The organism is Streptomyces sp. 1-11 (assembly GCF_007176755.1).
GTDB lineage: Bacteria > Actinomycetota > Actinomycetes > Streptomycetales > Streptomycetaceae > Streptomyces.
In genome coordinates this window covers 318412-336106 of sequence record NZ_BJTV01000003.1, presented here as the reverse complement: position 1 = coordinate 336106, position 17695 = coordinate 318412, and the positions used below count along the sequence as shown (strand labels likewise).

At 72.9% G+C, this 17695-nt stretch carries 14 protein-coding genes; 6 read left to right on the top strand and 8 right to left on the bottom strand.

Translation table 11 applies throughout. The annotated features are described in order from the left end of the window. Positions 1 to 116 precede the first annotated feature (116 nt). Both TNCT1_RS08565 and TNCT1_RS08560 read right to left on the bottom strand, forming a co-directional pair. Positions 117 to 1415 carry a M18 family aminopeptidase gene (locus TNCT1_RS08565; RefSeq protein WP_143630071.1) on the bottom strand — a complete coding sequence of 433 codons (1299 nt, stop codon included), beginning with the start codon at positions 1413 to 1415 and terminating at the stop codon, positions 117 to 119. A gap of 112 nt (positions 1416 to 1527) precedes the next feature. Then, positions 1528 to 3354, bottom strand: coding sequence for an acyl-CoA dehydrogenase (locus tag TNCT1_RS08560; protein WP_143630069.1), 1827 nt, complete (start codon positions 3352 to 3354; stop codon positions 1528 to 1530). Positions 3355 to 3497: 143 nt separating this feature from the next. Here TNCT1_RS08560 and TNCT1_RS08555 point away from each other — a divergent pair, with 143 nt between their 5' ends. From TNCT1_RS08555 to TNCT1_RS08545, 3 genes are all read left to right on the top strand, one after another. Continuing rightward, positions 3498 to 3971, top strand: coding sequence for an SseB family protein (locus tag TNCT1_RS08555; RefSeq protein ID WP_143630067.1), 474 nt, complete (start codon positions 3498 to 3500; stop codon positions 3969 to 3971). Positions 3972 to 4118: 147 nt separating this feature from the next. Next, on the top strand, positions 4119 to 5096 hold the full coding sequence (locus TNCT1_RS08550; RefSeq protein ID WP_143630065.1) for a pirin family protein: 978 nt from the start codon (positions 4119 to 4121) through the stop codon (positions 5094 to 5096). A gap of 203 nt (positions 5097 to 5299) precedes the next feature. After that, positions 5300 to 6346 carry an AI-2E family transporter gene (locus TNCT1_RS08545; RefSeq protein ID WP_143630064.1) on the top strand — a complete coding sequence of 349 codons (1047 nt, stop codon included), beginning with the start codon at positions 5300 to 5302 and terminating at the stop codon, positions 6344 to 6346. On the opposite strand, the gene TNCT1_RS08540 is transcribed toward TNCT1_RS08545, so the two are convergent. Continuing rightward, on the bottom strand, positions 6316 to 8436 hold the full coding sequence (locus TNCT1_RS08540) for a SpoIIE family protein phosphatase (protein WP_143630062.1): 2121 nt from the start codon (positions 8434 to 8436) through the stop codon (positions 6316 to 6318). The two genes, TNCT1_RS08545 and TNCT1_RS08540, sit on opposite strands and share 31 nt — an antisense overlap. A gap of 177 nt (positions 8437 to 8613) precedes the next feature. On the opposite strand from TNCT1_RS08540, the gene aspS reads away from it, so the two are divergent. Further along, positions 8614 to 10377: an aspartate--tRNA ligase gene (aspS, locus tag TNCT1_RS08535; protein WP_143630060.1), complete on the top strand. Its 1764-nt coding sequence runs from the start codon at positions 8614 to 8616 to the stop codon at positions 10375 to 10377. A gap of 99 nt (positions 10378 to 10476) precedes the next feature. Here aspS and TNCT1_RS08530 read toward each other — a convergent pair whose 3' ends face one another. After that, the gene (locus TNCT1_RS08530) at positions 10477 to 10833 is read right to left on the bottom strand and encodes an SH3 domain-containing protein (protein WP_143630059.1); all 357 of its coding nucleotides are present in this window, start codon (positions 10831 to 10833) and stop codon (positions 10477 to 10479) included. A 383-nt stretch (positions 10834 to 11216) separates the two neighbouring features. On the opposite strand from TNCT1_RS08530, the gene TNCT1_RS08525 reads away from it, so the two are divergent. Together TNCT1_RS08525 and TNCT1_RS08520 are read left to right on the top strand one after the other, a co-directional pair. Beyond that, positions 11217 to 11939, top strand: a complete 723-nt coding sequence (locus TNCT1_RS08525) for a response regulator transcription factor (RefSeq protein WP_143630056.1) — start codon at positions 11217 to 11219, stop codon at positions 11937 to 11939. Further along, positions 11936 to 13552 (top strand): cell wall metabolism sensor histidine kinase WalK, encoded by a 1617-nt coding sequence (locus TNCT1_RS08520; protein WP_143630053.1) that lies wholly within the window; start codon positions 11936 to 11938, stop codon positions 13550 to 13552. The genes TNCT1_RS08525 and TNCT1_RS08520 overlap by 4 nt, the downstream gene beginning before the upstream one ends. A 121-nt stretch (positions 13553 to 13673) precedes the next feature. Here TNCT1_RS08520 and TNCT1_RS08515 read toward each other — a convergent pair whose 3' ends face one another. Genes TNCT1_RS08515 through TNCT1_RS08500 form a run of 4 tightly spaced genes read right to left on the bottom strand, consistent with a single transcriptional unit; the run spans position 13674 to position 17652 of the window. After that, on the bottom strand, positions 13674 to 14888 hold the full coding sequence (locus tag TNCT1_RS08515; RefSeq protein ID WP_143630051.1) for an ABC transporter permease: 1215 nt from the start codon (positions 14886 to 14888) through the stop codon (positions 13674 to 13676). After that, complete coding sequence (locus TNCT1_RS08510) at positions 14885 to 15631, bottom strand: ABC transporter ATP-binding protein (RefSeq protein WP_235902428.1); 747 nt, start codon at positions 15629 to 15631, stop codon at positions 14885 to 14887. The genes TNCT1_RS08515 and TNCT1_RS08510 overlap by 4 nt, the downstream gene beginning before the upstream one ends. Further along, complete coding sequence (locus TNCT1_RS08505; RefSeq protein ID WP_143630049.1) at positions 15628 to 17049, bottom strand: peptidoglycan-binding protein; 1422 nt, start codon at positions 17047 to 17049, stop codon at positions 15628 to 15630. The genes TNCT1_RS08510 and TNCT1_RS08505 overlap by 4 nt, the downstream gene beginning before the upstream one ends. Positions 17050 to 17070: 21 nt before the next feature. Further along, entirely contained in the window at positions 17071 to 17652 is a 582-nt protein-coding gene (locus TNCT1_RS08500; protein WP_143630047.1) for a hypothetical protein, read from the bottom strand. Between the last annotated feature and the right edge of the window lie 43 nt (positions 17653 to 17695).

The window sequence follows — 17695 nt, the reverse complement described above, 5'->3', positions numbered from 1 at the left end:
TTCCGGTTCCGGAATCTCCGGTGCGCTCCGGGTACCCGGAGCCGCCCCGAACATGTGTGGGGGCGGCTCGTGACGGTCGCTCAGGGGCCGGGCCGGGGCGGCCCGGACGGCGCGGCTCAGTCCTCCAGGAACGCCACCAGGGCGTTCGCCAGCAGGAACGGGTCGTCGGCGCCGCACAGTTCACGCGCGCTGTGCATCGACAGGATCGCCACGCCGATGTCGACGGTGCGGATGCCGTGCCGGGCCGCGGTGATCGGGCCGATGGTGGTGCCGCACGGCATGGAGTTGTTGGACACGAAGCTCTGGAACGGGACGCCCGCCCGCTCGCAGGCGGCGGTGAACACCGCGCGGCCCGAACCGTCCGTGGCGTAGCGGTTGTTGACGTTGACCTTCAGAATCGGCCCGCCGTTGACCCGCGGGTGGTGCGTCGGGTCGTGCCGCTCGGCGTAGTTGGGGTGGACGGCGTGGCCGGTGTCGGAGGACAGGCAGACGGTGCCGGCGAAGGCGCGCGCCCGGTCCTCGTAGGAGCCGCCGCGTGCGAACACCGAGCGCTCCAGGACCGAGCCGAGCAGCGGGCCGTCCGCGCCGGTGTCCGACTGCGAGCCGTTCTCCTCGTGGTCGAAGGCGGCCAGCACGGGGATGTGGCCGAGCGCGGCGCCCGATGACGCGGCGGCGGCCAGGGCGGCCGTGCCGGCGTGCACGGACAGCAGGTTGTCCATCCGGGGGCCGGCGACCAGTTCACGGTCCCGGCCGAGGTAGGCCGGCGCCTCCACCGGGTGCACCATGAGGTCCCAGCCGGCCACCGAGCCGGCGGCCAGCCCGGCCTCCTCCTCCAGGAAGGCGATCAGGCCGCCGTCGCGCAGGTCGTCGCCGAGTCCCCAGACGGGCTGCAGGTGGCGCTGCTTGTCGAGCTTGAGGCCGTCGCTGTTGACCGCGCGGTCCAAGTGGATGGCGAGCTGCGGCACCCGCAGCAGCGGGCGGTTCACGTCGACGAGGACGGCGCTGCCGTCGCGCAGGGTCAGCCGGCCGGCCAGGCCCAGGTCCCGGTCGAGCCAGGAGTTCAGCAGGGGACCGCCGTAGATCTCCACCGCGACCTGCCGCCAGCCGTGGGCGCCGGTGTCGGGCAGCGGCTTGACCCGCAGGTTCGGCGAGTCGGTGTGGGCGCCGATGATGCGGAAGGGGGTGTGCGGCGCGGCGCCCTCGGGGACGTACCAGGCGACGATCGCGCCGCCGCGCAGCACGTACTTGCCGCCGCTCGTACCGTCCCAGGCGTCCGTCTCGGCGACCTGCCTGAAGCCGGCCTTCTCCAGCCGCTCGGCGGTGTTCGCCACGGCGTGGTACGGCGACGGGCTCGCCGCCAGGAAGGACATCAGGTCGTCGGTGTGGCCGCGGTCGAAGCGGGCTGCTGCGCTCATGGGCTTACCTTAACGACGTGCGTGGGCCCGCCCCCGGAACGGGAGCGGGCCCACGACCGCGGTCGGTGGACGCGGAACGGGCCGTCCGGCGCGCGGCCGGCCCGGGTCCGTCCTAGAAGGCGGCCTCGTCCAGCTCCATCAGGTCGAGCTCGACGCCCTCCGCGATCTTGCGGGCCAGGGTGACGCCCGGCAGCACGTTGGCCGCGAAGAACTTCGCCGCCGCGATCTTGCCGGTGTAGAACGCCTGGTCCTTCGCCGAGGCCGTCTGCAGCTTCTCGGCGGCGACGGCGGCGCCCTTCAGCAGCAGGTAGCCGACCACGACGTCACCGGAGGCGAGCAGCAGGCGGCTGGTGTTCAGGCCCACCTTGTAGATGTTCTTGACGTCCTGCTCGGTGGCCGCGAGGTCGGTCAGCATCAGGCCGACGATGGCCTCCAGCTCGACGGCCGCCTTCGCGAGGTGCTCGCGGGCGCCCGCCAGCTCCTCGCCGCCGGTGCCGAGCGCCAGGAACTTCTTGATGTCCTCGGCGAGCGAGTTCAGCGCGGCGCCCTGGTTGCGGACGATCTTCCGGAAGAAGAAGTCCTGGCCCTGGATCGCGGTCGTGCCCTCGTACAGGGTGTCGATCTTGGCGTCGCGGATGTACTGCTCGATCGGGTACTCCTGCAGGAAGCCGGAGCCGCCGAAGGTCTGCAGCGACTGGGCGAGCTGCTCGTAGCCCTTCTCGGAGCCGTAGCCCTTGACGATCGGCAGGAGCAGGTCGTTGAGCGCGTGCTCGGTCTTGGCGTCCTCGCCGTTCGCCTCCTTGACGGCGATGGCGTCCTGGACCGAGGCCGTGTAGAGGACGAGGGCGCGCATGCCTTCGGCGTACGCCTTCTGCGTCATCAGCGAGCGGCGGACGTCGGGGTGGTGCGTGATGGTGACCTTGGGCGCGGTCTTGTCCATGAAGTTCGCCAGGTCCGGGCCCTGGACGCGCTCCTTGGCGTACTCCAGGGCGTTGAGGTAGCCCGTGGAGAGGGTGGAGATCGCCTTCGTGCCGACCATCATGCGGGCGAACTCGATGATGCGGAACATCTGGCGGATGCCGTCGTGCTTGTCACCGATCAGCCATCCCTTGGCGGGGTGCCGGTCGCCGAAGGTCATCTCGCAGGTGTTGGAGGCCTTCAGGCCCATCTTGTGCTCGACGTTGGTGGCGTAGACGCCGTTGCGCTCGCCCAGCTCGCCGGTCTCGAAGTCGAAGAGGTACTTCGGGACGAGGAAGAGGGACAGGCCCTTGGTGCCGGGGCCGGCGCCCTCGGGGCGGGCGAGCACGTAGTGGAGGATGTTCTCCTCCATGTCGTGCTCACCGGAGGTGATGAAGCGCTTCACGCCCTCGATGTGCCAGGAGCCGTCCTCCTGCTGCACGGCCTTGGTGCGGCCGGCGCCCACGTCGGAGCCCGCGTCGGGCTCGGTGAGCACCATCGTGGAGCCCCAGGTGCGCTCGACGGCGATCTGCGCGATCTTCTTCTGGACGTCGTTGCCCTCGTCGAAGAGGATGCCGGCGAACGCCGGGCCGGAGGAGTACATCCACACGGCCGGGTTCGCGCCGAGGACCAGCTCGGCGTAGGCCCAGATCAGGGACGGCGGGGCAGTGGTGCCGCCGATCTCCTCGGGCAGGCCCAGGCGCCAGTACTCGGACTCCATGAAGGCCTTGTAGCTCTTCTTGAAGGACGCCGGGACCGGCGCGGTGTTCGTCTCCGGGTCGAAGACGGGCGGGTTGCGGTCGGCGTCCGCGAAGGACTCGGCCAGCTCGTTCTCCGCCAGGCGCGTCAGCTCCTCGAGGACGCTCCTGGCGGTGTCCGCGTCCATCTCGCCGAACGGGCCGGTGCCGTACAGCTTGTCGCGTCCGAGTACTTCGAACAGGTTGAACTCGATGTCGCGGAGGTTCGACTTGTAGTGCCCCATGGTGACGGCTCCGTATCGGACTCGGCGAGGCACTGTCTCCTCGCATCTGGTTCACGTACCAACAAGTAGTTCCGATGATGCTACCCGTCGGTAATAAGACGCAAGCCCGATCCGGTCATCTGTGACTGAGTACTCTTCTGCGCATGTACGGATACGGCCAGCCCATGGACGGTGGCGCCGCTCAGCAGAGTTACGTCCCTCCGCAGCAGGGCGGTGCCGGCGGGTACGGACAGCAGCCGCCGCTCTATCCGGAGCCGTCCCCACCCTCACTCGCGGACGCGGTGCGCGCCTTCACCACCGGCCAGATGCCCGCCGAGGACTTCCAGCAGATCTTCGCCACCTCGAAGGTCTACTGCCCGCGCGGCGACACCCCGGGCTTCCTGGCCCTGCACAACACCCAGCAGCCGGTGATCCCGATGTTCACCTCGCTCAAGGAGCTGCGCCGGTACGCGGGCAAGGAGTCCAAGTACTTCGTGATCACCGGCGCCGAGGTGATCGACCTGCTGCCGAGCGGCTACGGCTTCGTCCTGGACATGGAGGGCGAGCACCGGATGGTGTTCGACGCCAAGGCGGTCGAGCAGATGGTCGACTTCGCCATGCGCCGCATGTACGGCTAGACGCCGGCTCCGCCGTTGCGGCGCGGCCGGCGGCCGCGCCCGCACACCGTCGCGAGCCCGGAGGGAATGCCCTCCGGGCTCGTTCTGTTGTGGGGTGGCAGAAAGTTCAACGCTCAACTAAACTGGGCGCACAAGGAGGTACCGACCATGCCTGCAGTGACCGTCGAGAACCCGCTGACCCTGCCCCGCGTGACCGCTCCCGCCGACGCGGTGGCACGGCCCGTGCTCACCGTCACGACCGCCCCGGGCGGTTTCGAGGGCGAGGGCTTCCCGGTGCGCCGGGCGTTCGCCGGGATCAACTACCGGCACCTCGACCCGTTCATCATGATGGACCAGATGGGTGAGGTGGAGTACGCGCCGGGCGAGCCCAAGGGCACCCCCTGGCACCCGCACCGCGGCTTCGAGACCGTCACCTACATCATCGACGGGATCTTCGACCACCAGGACTCCAACGGCGGTGGCGGCACCATCACCAACGGCGACACCCAGTGGATGACCGCGGGCTCGGGCCTGCTGCACATCGAGGCCCCGCCGGAGCAGCTCGTCATGTCCGGCGGCCTCTTCCACGGGCTGCAGCTCTGGGTGAACCTCCCGGCCAAGGACAAGATGATGGCCCCGCGCTACCAGGACATCCGCGGCGGCAGCGTCCAGCTCCTGACGAGCCCGGACGGCGGCGCGCTGCTGCGCGTGATCGCGGGCGAGCTCGACGGCCACGCGGGCCCCGGCATCACCCACACGCCGATCACGATGATCCACGCGACCCTCGCCCCGGGCGCCGAGATCACCCTGCCCTGGCGCGAGGACTTCAACGGCCTCGCCTACGTCATGGCCGGCCGCGGCAGCGTCGGCGCCGAGCGCCGGCCGATCCGCCTCGGCCAGACCGCCGTCTTCGGCGCGGGCGGCTCCCTCACCGTCCGGGCGGACGAGAAGCAGGACTCCAACACCCCGGACCTGGAGGTCGTCCTGCTCGGCGGGCAGCCGATCCGTGAGCCCATGGCCCACTACGGCCCGTTCGTCATGAACACCAAGGACGAGCTGATGCAGGCGTTCGAGGACTTCCAGAAGGGCCGCCTCGGCACGGTCCCGGCCGTCCACGGCATGACCCCGAACGGCCCCCAGGCCTGACCCTGAACGGCCCCCAGGCCTGACCCCGAAGGCCCCCAGGCCTGACCCCGAAGGCCCCGACGGCCTGATCCGCCCGTCCCGTCGCCCGGACCGCGCACCCAGCGGCCCGGGCGGCGGCCGTCCGGGCGCCGGATGCCGCGCCCCTCACCCGGCCGGGCCCGTGCGGCAGGACAGACGGGCCCGGGGCGTGGTCGGCTGGGGCTGTGCCGCTGTTGCCCGAGTCCGTGCGCCGTCTCGCCGCCTGGTGTGCCGTCTTGCTGCTGGTCGCCGGGGTCGGGTGGATCGTGATCCGGCTGTGCGAGGTGCTGCGCACCGCCGTCGTGCCGGTCCTGCTCGCGCTGCTCGGCACGGCGCTGCTCGGGCCGCTGTACCGGCGGCTGCTGCGGGCCAGGGTGCAGCGCTCGCTCGCCGCCGGGCTGACCTGCGTCGCCGTGCTGGCCGTCGTCGGCGGCGCCGTGTACATCGTGGTCGCCGCGCTCGTCGACACCGGTGACCAGATCATCGCCTCCGTACGGCAGGCCGTCAGGGCCCTGACGAAGCACTTCGGGGCCGCCGGCACCGGTCTCGACGACCTGATCGGCAACGCCAGGAAGCTGCTGGGCAAGTACGGCGGGACCGCGGCCTCCAACGTCCTCAGCGGGGTCGGCGTCGTGGGCGAGTACCTGGCGATGGCGCTGCTCGCGCTGCTGCTCGTCTTCTTCTTCCTGCGCGACTCGCACCGCGCGGTGGCCGCCCTGCGGTCCGTGGCGCCGGGCGCCCGCGGCGAGGCGCTGGAGGCGATGGCCCGGCGCGCCTTCGGGGCGGTGCAGGGGTTCATGCGGGGCACCACGGTGATCGCCCTCATCGACGCCGTCTGCATCACCGTCGGCCTGCTGATCCTGCGGGTGCCCGGCGCGATCGGGCTCGGCGCGCTCGTCTTCGTCGGCGCCTACATCCCCTACCTGGGCGCCTTCATCTCCGGGACGGTGGCCGTGCTGGTCGCGCTCGCCGACCGCGGTTTCGTGATCGCACTCTGGGCGCTCGGCGTGGTGCTCGCTGTGCAGGTGCTGGAGGGGCACGTGCTCCAGCCGGTCATCCAGAGCCGGACCGTGCAGATGCATCCCGCGGTGGTGCTGCTGGCCATCACCGCCGGGGCGTCCGTGGCGGGCATCGTCGGCATCCTGCTCTCGGTGCCGCTGACCGCGGCCGCCGTCGGGGTCGTCAGCGAGCTGCGCGAGCGTCACACGGCGGCCGGGCCGTCGGACTCGTAGAGCTCGAACCAGATGCTCTTGCCCTTGCCCCGGGGGTCCACGCCCCACAGGTCCGCGAGCAGTTCGATCAGCATCAGGCCGCGGCCGGAGGAGGCCAGTTCCCCGGGCCGGCGCCGGTGCGGGAGGTCGTCGCCGGAGTCCGTGACCTCCACCCGCAGCCGGCGCCCGCCCGGCTCGCCCGCGACCTCGGCGGACAGCAGCGCGTCGGCGTCGGTGTGCACGAGGACGTTGGTGACCATCTCGGAGACCAGCAGCACCGCGGAGTCCACCTGCTCCGCCGACGCCCAGTCGTGCAGCAGCTCCCGCAGGTGCCGACGGGCCTCGGCGATCCGCTCGGGCTCGTCCTGGGCCACCGGCAGCAGGGTGCGCCGCAGCCGGGACGGCGGAACCGGGACGCCGTCGCGGCCGCCGCCCGCGCCACGGCACAGCAGCAGCAGCGCGATGTCGTCCTCGCGGCGGTCGGCGAGCGGTCCGGTGGTGTGGTGCGAGGACGGCCCGTGCACGCCCTGCACCAGCGCGTCGGCCATCGACTCCAGATCGCCCCGGTGGTCCTCGAGGATCGCGCGGATGCGCCGCCAGCCGCTCTCCATGTCGTGGCCGCCGGTCTCGATCAGGCCGTCGGTGCACAGCATCAGGGTCTCGCCGGGCTCCAGCGGGAACCGGGTGGTCGGGTAGTCGGCGTCCGGGTCGACGCCCAGCGGCACGCCGCCCGCCGTCGGCCGCATCATCACCGTGCCGTCGGCCATCCGGATCGCCGGGTCCGGGTGCCCGGCGCGGGCGATCTCCAGCACGCCGGTGGCCGGGTCGGCCTCGACGTAGAGGCAGGTCGCGAAGCGCAGGTCGGTCATGTGCTCGTCGTGCGTGATGCCGTGCAGGAAGCGGGCGGCGCGGGAGAGCACGGCGTCCGGGCGGTGGCCCTCGGAGGCGTAGGCGCGCAGCGCGATCCGCAGCTGCCCCATCAGGCCGGCCGCGCGGACGTCGTGGCCCTGGACGTCGCCGATGGCCAGCGCGAACCTCCCCGCGGGCAGCGGGATCATGTCGTACCAGTCGCCGCCGACCTGGAGCCCGCCACCGGTCGGGATGTAGCGGGCCGCCACCGTCATCCCGGGGATCTCCGGGCCGAGGGACGGCAGCATGGAGCGCTGCAGGCCCTCGGTCAGCTCCCGCTGGGTGTCGGCTGCGCCGGCCCGGTTCAGGGCCTGGGCCAGCATCCGGGCGACCGTGGTCAGGACCGCGCGCTCGTCGGGGGTGAAGGCCACCGGGTAGGTGAAGGCCGCCATCCATGCGCCCATGGTGCGCCCGGCCGAGGTCAGCGGCAGGAACGCCCAGGAGCGGCGCTCGAAGTGCCGGGCGAGCGGCCAGGTGACGGGGTAGCGGGACCGGTACTGCTCGGGGGAGGAGAGGTAGACGGCCCGGCCGGTGCGGACCACCTCGGCCGCCGGGTAGTCCGCGGTGAGCGGCATGTGCAGGAAGGGGCGGTCCTCGCCGGGCTGCTGCCCGTGGTGGCCGATCACCGTCAGCCGGTCGCCCTCCACGCCGAACACCGCGAGCCCGTCCGGGGTGAACCCGGGCATGGACAGCCCGGCCGCGACCCGCAGCACCTCCGCCGTGGACCGCGCCTCCGCCAGGGCCCGGCCGGCGTCCAGCAGGAACGCCTCCCGTGAGCGCCGCCAGTCGCCGGTCACCGCGTTGCGGGCCGCCGCCGTGCCGGGGGTGGGCTCGGTGACCTCCTGGAGCGTGCCGATCAGCTCGTAGGCCCGCCGGTCCGGGTCGAAGGACGGCTTCGACCGGCTGCGCACGACCCGTACGACCCGGCCCTCCTCGTCGATGATCCGGATGCGCACCTCGGCGAGCGTGCCCTCGTCGACCGCCAGCGGCACCACTCCGGTGATCTCGTTCCAGTCCTCCGGGTGCAGCCGGGCCCGGGTCTCGTTCTCCGTGAGGGTGACCGGCCGCGCGGGCAGCCCGAGCAGCCGCGCCGCCTCCGCGTCGACGGTGACCAGGCCGGCGGCCGTGTCCCAGTGCCACAGCCCGGTCGCGAGGGCGGCGAGGACGTCACCGACGGACGGCAGGGGCTCGCCTGTACGCATTGACCCACTTTAGGAAGATGCGATCGATAACTGCCACCCTGGGCGGACGCGGGGAAAAGGTGGGGAGCCGATCTTGGGGTGCCCGGTACCCTTGATGGGTCCGGGCCCCGTGCCCGGCCCCCGCCGGGGCGGCAGTCCCGGCAGTCATCACCCCACCACGAAGGACGATGAACGACGATGCATCGGTACAGGTCCCACACCTGCGGCCAGCTCCGCGCCTCTGACGTCGGCACCGACGTCCGGCTGAGTGGCTGGCTGCACAACAGGCGCGACCTGGGCGGCATCCTCTTCATCGATCTGCGCGACCACTACGGCATCACGCAGCTCGTGGCCCGTCCCGGCACGCCCTCGTACGAGGCCCTGGACAAGCTCTCCAAGGAGTCCACGGTCCGCGTCGACGGACGCGTCGTCTCCCGCGGCACCGAGAACGTGAACGCCGACCTGCCCACCGGCGAGATCGAGGTCGAGGTCTCCGAGGTCGAGCTGCTCGGCGCGGCCGCCCCGCTGCCGTTCACCATCAACGCCGAGGACGGTGTCAACGAGGAGCGGCGCCTGGAGTACCGCTTCCTCGACCTGCGCCGCGAGCGCATGCACCGCAACATCATGCTGCGCACGGCCGTGATCTCCGCGATCCGGCACAAGATGGCGGCCATGGGCTTCAACGAGATGGCGACGCCGATCCTGTCCGCCACCTCCCCCGAGGGCGCCCGCGACTACGTCGTGCCCTCCCGGGTCCACGCCGGCAAGTTCTACGCGCTGCCGCAGGCCCCCCAGCAGTTCAAGCAGCTGCTGATGATCTCCGGCTTCGACCGCTACTTCCAGATCGCGCCCTGCTTCCGCGACGAGGACGCCCGCGCCGACCGCTCGCCGGGCGAGTTCTACCAGCTCGACGTCGAGATGAGCTTCGTGGAGCAGGAGGACGTCTTCCAGCCGATCGAGAAGCTCATGACGGAGCTGTTCGAGGAGTTCGGCGGCGGCCGCCACGTCACCTCGCCCTTCCCGCGCATCCCGTTCCGCGAGGCGATGCTGAAGTACGGCTCGGACAAGCCGGACCTGCGCGCCAAGCTGGAGCTCGTCGACATCACCGACGTGTTCGAGGGCTCGGAGTTCAAGGCGTTCGCCGGCAAGCACGTGCGCGCGCTGCCGGTGCCGGCGGTCCAGGACCAGCCGCGCAAGTTCTTCGACCAGCTCGGTGACTTCGCCGTCTCGCTGGGCGCGAAGGGCCTGGCGTGGGTGCGCGTCGGCGAGGACGGCGCGCTGTCCGGCCCGATCGCCAAGTTCCTGACCGAGGAGAACGTCGCCGAGCTGACCAAGCGCCTGTCGCTGGCGCCCGGTCACGCCGTCTTCTTCGGGGCCGGCGAGTTCGACGAGGTCTCGAAGGTCATGGGCGCGGTCCGGGTCGAGGCCGCCCGGCGCGCCGGGCACTTCGAGGACAACGTCTTCCGCTTCTGCTGGATCGTCGACTTCCCGATGTACGAGAAGGACGAGGACACGGGCGCGATCGACTTCTCGCACAACCCGTTCTCGATGCCGCAGGGCGGCCTGGAGGCCCTGCAGAACCAGGACCCGCTGGACATCCTCGGCTGGCAGTACGACATCGTCTGCAACGGTGTCGAGCTGTCCTCCGGCGCCATCCGGAACCACGAGCCGGAGATCATGCTCAAGGCGTTCGAGATCGCCGGTTACGACCGCGAGACGGTCGAGGACAAGTTCGCCGGCATGCTCCGCGCCTTCCGCTTCGGCGCCCCGCCGCACGGCGGAATCGCGCCCGGCGTGGACCGGATCGTCATGCTCCTCGCGGACGAGCCCAACATTCGCGAGACGATCTCCTTCCCGCTCAACGGCAACGCCCAGGACCTGATGATGGGCGCGCCGACCGAACTGGACGAGTCCCGCCTGCGCGAGCTGCACCTTTCCATCCGGAAGCCGCAGCCGAAGTAATACGGGCGCCGTTCTCGCGGCGGCCCGCAGGGGCGGCCCCCACCGGGGGGCCGCCCTTTTTCGCTTTTCCGGATTTCCGCCCGGATTCCGTTTCGCGGATCAGAATCCGCAGTACACCCCGCTGCCGTAGTCGCTCAGCAGGTCGTCGCGGATCCAGCCGTACACGCCCGTGCTGTCGTTGCGGACGTACGTCCAGGTGTAGTCGCCCGCGACGGTGTAGCAGTGGTAGTCCAGCCGCTGGGTCGAGTAGGCCACCCCGTTGATCGCACAGCCCGTGCTGGAGCCGCTGCGCTCGTTGGCCCCGTTCGCCGTCTTGTTCCAGGCGCTGCCGTCCTTGTCCGCCACGGTCGTGCCGCAGGAGGCGGCCGCCGAGGCGGGCGTGGTCGCCAGGGCGATCGGCAGGCTCGCGGCAACCGCCACCAGCGTGGGCAGAACGACTGCGAATCGACGCTTCATTGATCCCCCATCGTCGTTGTTCCTGTCGTCTTGCTTTCCCTTTCGTGTCACCCGGGATCGTCCGGGCCCCGAGTGGCACTAGTACGATTCGGTGCCGGACAGGCTGAAGAAATGCTTCCGACAAGGGATGTCCATTTCTGTTCGATGGGCGACCGAAATAGGAACGATGGGGGAATAGGCCATTCCTGCGCTGTGGTGTGACATTCGTACAACCCTGGGCGGGGCCGCCTTTCGGCTCGAAATGTTCGGCCGCCGGACCGCGGATCCGCGGATTCCGCAATTCCCGTTATCCGGGAAGCGGCGGACGAGAATGCTCCGAATCCGCCCCTGATCAGTGCGGGCGTAATCCGGTACCGTGTGGAATCCCAGGCGAAGGAGTCGCGTTGCCCGCTCGCATACTGGTTGCCGAGGACGACGTGAAACAGGCGCAACTCATCCGTATCTACCTGGAACGGGAGGGCCACGAGGTCCAGACCGTGGCCGACGGACGCTCCGCGATCGACCGCGCCCGCGCCTCCCGGCCGGACCTGATCGTCCTCGACGTGATGATGCCGGGCGTCGACGGGCTCGACGTCTGCCGCATCCTGCGCGTGGACTCCCGGGTGCCGATCCTGCTGCTGACCGCCCGCAGCACCGAGGAGGACCTGCTGCTCGGCCTCGACCTCGGGGCCGACGACTACCTGACCAAGCCGTACAGCCCCCGCGAACTCACCGCCCGGGTACGGGCGCTGCTGCGCCGGGCGCGGGCCGCCGAGGACGGCCGGCCGCCCCTGCTCCGGGCCGGCGGCCTGGAGGTCGACACCGCGCGCTTCGAGGTGCGGGTGGCCGGTGAGCCGGTGCCGCTCACCGGCAAGGAGTTCGCGATCCTGGCCGTGCTCGCGGCCGAGCCGGGACGGGTCTTCACCCGCGCGCAGATCATCGACCGGGTCTTCGGGTTCGACCAGAACGTGCTGGAGCGCACCGTGGACGCGCACGTGATGAACCTGCGGCGGAAGCTGGAGCGCGGCCACGACGGCGGCCGGTACGTGGAGACCGTGTACGGGCGGGGATACCGCCTGGCGGCGCGGCCGCCCGGGGCGCCGGCGCCGGACGGCGGGACGCGGTGAGTTTCCGGCTGCGGGTGCTGGCCCTGCTGGCGCTCATCGCCCTGACCGCCACCGGGGCCACCGCCTGGCTGACGCTGCGTCAGGCGACCAGCCAGGCCCGGGACTCGGTCACCGCCGGGCGCCAGGACGTCGCGCGGATCACCAGTGCCCTCCAGACGTACGGCCTCGAACACGGCACCTGGGACGGCGTGGCCCCCACCGTGCGGAGACTCGCGGCGGACACCGGCCAGCGGATCCGGGTCAGCACCGAGACGGACGTCCTGCTCGCCGACTCCGACGCCCTGGCGGGCCGCACCCCCCGCCCGGCCGGCGGCCAGCCGCCCGTCCTCGTCGACCCCCGGCCCCGGCTGCGGCTGCCGGAGACCTCCGTGCCGCTCGCCTCGGTCAAGCGGACGGTCACCGCGATCGCCGACTACCGGTCCGCCGTCACCTACGCCGCCTGTCTGACCCGGGCCGGCGCGCGGATCACCGCCCGGACCGGCCGGACCGGCATCCCGCGGATCACCGCCGACGGGGACCGGGCCCAGTGCGTCCGGCCCGATCCCGGGGCCGACACCCGGGCGGGCGAGGACCACGCGGCCGTCTCCCGGTGCTCCGGTGAACAGCGCCTCACCGCCTGCCTGCAGCGGGTCTTCAACGAACGGACGGCCGCCCTCGCCCCGCCGCGCCTCCAGGTGGGACTCGGCTTCCGCGGCGAGGCGCCGGCCGGCCTGGCCGCCGCGCCGACCGTGGCGGTCGCCTCCGGCGTCGCCCTGGTCGCGGTGCTCGGCGCGCTGCTGCTCAGCCGGGCGGTGCTGCGCCCGGTACGGGCCCTGACCTCGGCCGCCCGGGACCTCGGCGAGGGCGAGCTGGAGAGGCGGGTGCCGGTCTCGGGGCGGGACGAGATGGCCGAACTGGGCCGGGCGTTCAACCGCATGGCCCGCTCGCTGCAGGCCGCCGAGGAGCGCCAGCGCAGGCTCACCGCCGACATCGCCCATGAACTGCGCACCCCGCTCGCCAATCTGCGCGGCTACCTGGAGGCGCTGCGCGACGGTGTGGTCGAACCGACGCCCGAACTGCTGGACTCCCTGCACGAGGAGGCGATGCTCCAGCAGCGGATCGTCGACGACCTCCAGGACCTGGCGCTGGCCGAGGCGGGCGCGCTCACCTACCACCGGGCCGTCGTGGACCTCGGCGAGCTGCTGGAGACCAGCCGCACCGCTCACCTCGCCCAGGCGGAGACCGCGGGCGTGACGCTGCGGACGGAGGCGCCCCGGCCGGTACGGGTGCACGCCGACGCCGACCGGCTGCGGCAGGTGGTCGGCAACCTGGTCGGCAACGCGCTGCGGGCCACCGCGCCCGGCGGCACGGTGACCCTGAGCGCCGAGCGCCTCGACGGCACGGCGGTGCTCCGCGTAAGGGACACGGGCACGGGGATCCCCGCGGAGCAACTGCCCCACCTCTTCGACCGCTTCTGGCGCGCGGACGCCGCACGCGGCCGGACCACGGGAGGCAGCGGCCTCGGCCTCGCCATCGCCCGCCAGATCGTCACGGACCACGACGGCACGATCGAGGCCACGAGCCGACCGGGCACGGGCACCACGTTCACGGTGACGCTCGACGCGGTGGAGTGAGGAGCGCGGCACGGCCGACGGAGGCGGGGCGCCGGGGGTGTCGAGGGCGAGGGGGCCGGGCGGCCGCTCAGGGGGAGGGCCGGCGGCCGGGCGTCGTACGGACGGCCGCCGGTCGTGGGGCTCACGGTGCCGCCAGGGCCTCCGTCGGGGTCAGGCGGCCCGCACGGACCGCCGGGTACAGGCCGGCCAGCGCTCCGATGAGGAGGGTGACGGCCACCCCCGCCGCCGTCGCCCAGACCGGGACCTGCGTCGGCCAGCCCCGTACGGACGCGAAGACCGCGGTGATCGCCGTGCCCAGCACCGTGCCGCCCAGGCCGCCCAGCGCGGACAGCAGCAGCGACTCCGAGACGAACTGGCCCCTGATCTGCCCGCTGGTGGCGCCCAGCGCGCGGCGCAGCCCGATCTCCGGGCGGCGTTCCAGGACCGAGATCACCATGGTGTTGCCCACCCCGACGCCGCCCACCAGCAGGGCCACCGAACCGAGGCCGAGCAGCAGCCCGGTCAGCGTCGACTCGGTGGCCTCCCGGGCGGCCAGCGCGTCGGACGGCCGGGAGACCAGCACGGCGTTCGGCTTCTCCGGGTTCGCGGTGGCCGCGAGCACCGCCCGCACCTGGCCCACCCGGTCGTCGCGGGCCCGTACGTACACCGTCGACGGATGGCCGTCGAAGCCCAGGTACGTCCGGGCCGCCTGCCAGCCGACCAGCGCCGAGCCGTCGATCTCCGGTGCGAGCGGCACCGGCTCCAGCACACCCACCAGGGAGAACCACTTGCCGCCGAGCCACAGGCGGGTGCCCGGGGTGTAGACGTCGAGCCGGCGGGCGGCCTGCGCGCCCAGCACCACCGCCGGGTACTCCTGGGTCGCCTCGGTCAGCCAGCGCCCGATGCGCACCTCGCCGCCGACCGCGGGCAGCAGCCCGGCCCCGGCCGCGGCCACCTCCACGCTGCCGGTGCGCCCCACCGGTATGTGCTCGTTGCGGTAGACCGCCGCGTCCCTGACCTCACCGGTCGCCGCGACCTTGTCCACCGGCCCGATCCGGCGGATCATCGGCACCGCCTCCTGGGGCAGCCGGGTCGCCGTGCCGTCCGGGGTCCGCCCTGGAGCGACCCGCAGCATGTTGGTGCCCAGCGCGTCCAGCCGGCGGTCCACCTCCGCCCGGCTGGAGGACGAGATGCCGACCACGGCGACCATCGCGGCCACCCCGATCGCGATCCCCAGCGCGGAGAGGAAGACGCGCAGCGGCCGGGTGCGCAGCCCGGTGCCGCCGAGCCGCAGGAAGTCGGCGGGCCGCAGCCGGGCCGGCCGGAGCGTCCCCCCGCTCGCGACGCCCGGCCTCACCGGCGCTCCCCCGTGCCCGCCGGGGACGTGCGCGGGCCGCTGCCGCTGTCGGCCACGACGCGGCCGTCGCGCATCTCCACCCTGCGGTCGAACACCTCGGCCATCTCCCGGTCGTGCGTGATGACGACGACCGTGGTGCCGGCCGCGTGCAGCTCCCGCAGCAGAGCCAGCACCGCCGCCCCGGAGGCCGAGTCGAGGTTGCCGGTCGGCTCGTCGGCCAGCAGCAGCGCCGGTTCGCCGATCACCGCGCGGGCCACCGCGGCCCGCTGCCGCTCGCCGCCGGAGAGCTGGTGCGGGAGGTGGCCGAGCCGGTGGTCGAGCCCGACGCGGGCCAGCGCCCGCGCGGCCCGGCGTCTGCGCTCGCGCAGCGGCACCCCGGTGTAGAGCAGGCCGTCCGCGACCGTGTCGAGCACGGGCACCCCGACCGCGAGGTGGAACTGCTGGAACACGAACCCGACGCGCTGTGCGCGCAGCGCGGACAGCTCACGGTCGGAGAGGCCGGCGACCTCGTAGCCGTCGATGACGATGCGCCCGGCGGACGGCCGGTCGAGGGTGCCCATCAGGTGCAGCACGGTCGACTTGCCCGAGCCGGACGGGCCCACCACACAGGCCAGTTCGCCGTACCGGATGCTCAGGTCGACGTCCGCCACGGCCCGGACGCCCCCGGCGTACGTCTTGGAGACGCCCGCGAACTCGACCACGGGGGCGACGGGAGCCGCGTACTCGACGTCCTGCTGGGTCACTTGGGGATCCTCACCTTCATGCCCTCGCGCACGCCGGGGCCGCTGACCTCCACCCTGCCCCCGGCGAACAGCCCCGTCCGCACCGGGACGAAACGTCCCGGGCCGCCGGCGTCCCCGCCGCCCCGGGGGCCGTCACCGGCGAGTTCGAGGCCGTAGCCGCCCTCGGCGAGCGCGGTCAGCGCGGCGACCGGCACGGTGAGGACGTCCTTGCGCTGCTTGCGCGTGTAGCGGACGGTCACCGGTCCGCTCTGCAGCCGGCCCAGGGAGTCCTGGTCGTCGAAGGTGATCACGACCGAGACCGTCGCGGACCTGCCGCCCGCACCACCGCCGGACCCGCCGTCCGTGCCGCCGCCGTCGCCCGCGCCGCCGTCGCCCGCGCCGGTGCCGTCACCGCCCCCGCCGGACGCCGACGAGGCGTCCGAGCCCAGGCTGGCGACGGTCCCCCTGACCGAGCGGCCGTCGGGCAGGTCCACGGTGACCCCGCTGCCGCGCCGCGCCCAGTCGGTGTCGGCGGCCGGAGCGGCGACCGTCACCATGCGGGCGGTGCTGGTGTAGCTGACCTGGCCGACGGCGGCCTCGTCGCCGACGCGGGCGCCGATGCCCGCGACCCGGACCGGACCGGGCGCGTACACGACGTCGCCGGCGCCGACCCGGCCCGTCTGCGGCAGCCCGAGGTCCTTCTGCCAGCGCTTGACGGCGTTCGCGGTCAGTTCGGTGTACGACTCGTCGACGGTGAAGCCCGAGTAGCCGAGGGCGCTGAGATTGCTCTCGAACTGCTTGACGTCCATGCCGTGCAGGGGCGCCGCGGCGTCCGCGGCCGGGCGGGTGACCGAGGCGGCCGGGGCGGACGGAGCTTTCCCGGCCGGGGACTTGCCGCCCGCCGATCCGCCGTCGCCGGTGCCGGTGCCGGTGCCCGCGTCCGTGGCGGCGCCCGCGCCCGCACCCGTGCCCGTGGCGCTGGAGCGCTCCGGCTCGACGACGCCCAGGTCGCGGTACATCGGCAGGCTGCCGTACAGCAGCACCACGGGACGGTCGTCGGCCCGCATCACCGCCTGACCGCGCCGCAGGGTCGTGCCGGTGGACGGCAGCCAGGTCACCGTGCCCTTCGCCCTGACCGGGAAGGGGACCTGGGGGCCGTGGCCGAGCTGTCCGTCGATCTCGGTCTGGTCGGTGAGGGTCGCCCGGGTGACGTGGACGACCTCGCTGCTGCGGTTCGGGGCCCCGCCACCGTGGTCCGGGCCGTCGCCGCCGCCGAGGCCGAGGGCGCCGGCCACGCTGACGCCGGTCACGACGAGGAAGCCGGCCACGACGAGAGCGAGCCTGTTGCGCCGGCGGGCGACGGCCCGGTCCCGGCCCGCGTCCTCGGGGTCCCCGGGACCCGCCGCGCCCGCCACCGGATCACGGGGACCGTCCTTCATCACGTCCACGGCACCGGCCCGTCAGCCCTGGGCCGAGGGCGCGTCGGTCGGCACACCGATGACGGAGGCGCACTGGCGCGCCGCCCGCTTGGCGCCCGCGGACGTGGAGTCCCAGGTGACGTCGCGGAAGTGGCCGCCGGAGTCGGTGTCAGGGAAGTCGGCGGCGCCGTGCTCCTGCATGCACTTGGCGTACTTCTGGTTCTTGCGGATCTCCGCCTTGGACAGCTCGGGCTGCTGGGCCTTCTCGACGCTGTCCGGGACGGGCACGCTGAGGTCCGCGCACTTCTCCTGCGCCTTGAGGGCCTTGGGGTCGCGCTTCCACTTGGACTGGTCGCCGAGGTCCACCTTGCCCTGGGCGTCGGGGTCGGGCGCGTCGAGTCCGGCGCCGCGCAGGCACTCGACCCACTTGCGCTGGGCGTCGACGTACCCGGTCAGCTCGCTCGACGCGTTCTTGGAGGCGCCCTCGCCCGCCTTGCCGCCGCCGGCCGAGGCGACCTCGCCGCCGCTGTCGCCGTCACCGCCGCAGCCGGCGACGCCCACCACGGCCGCCACCGCCACCCCGACCAGCCAGGTCCGCGCCCCGAACCGCCGCCGCGCACTCATCACCCCGTGCCCCCTTCACGCCGTCGCCGCCCGGCCTGTTCCG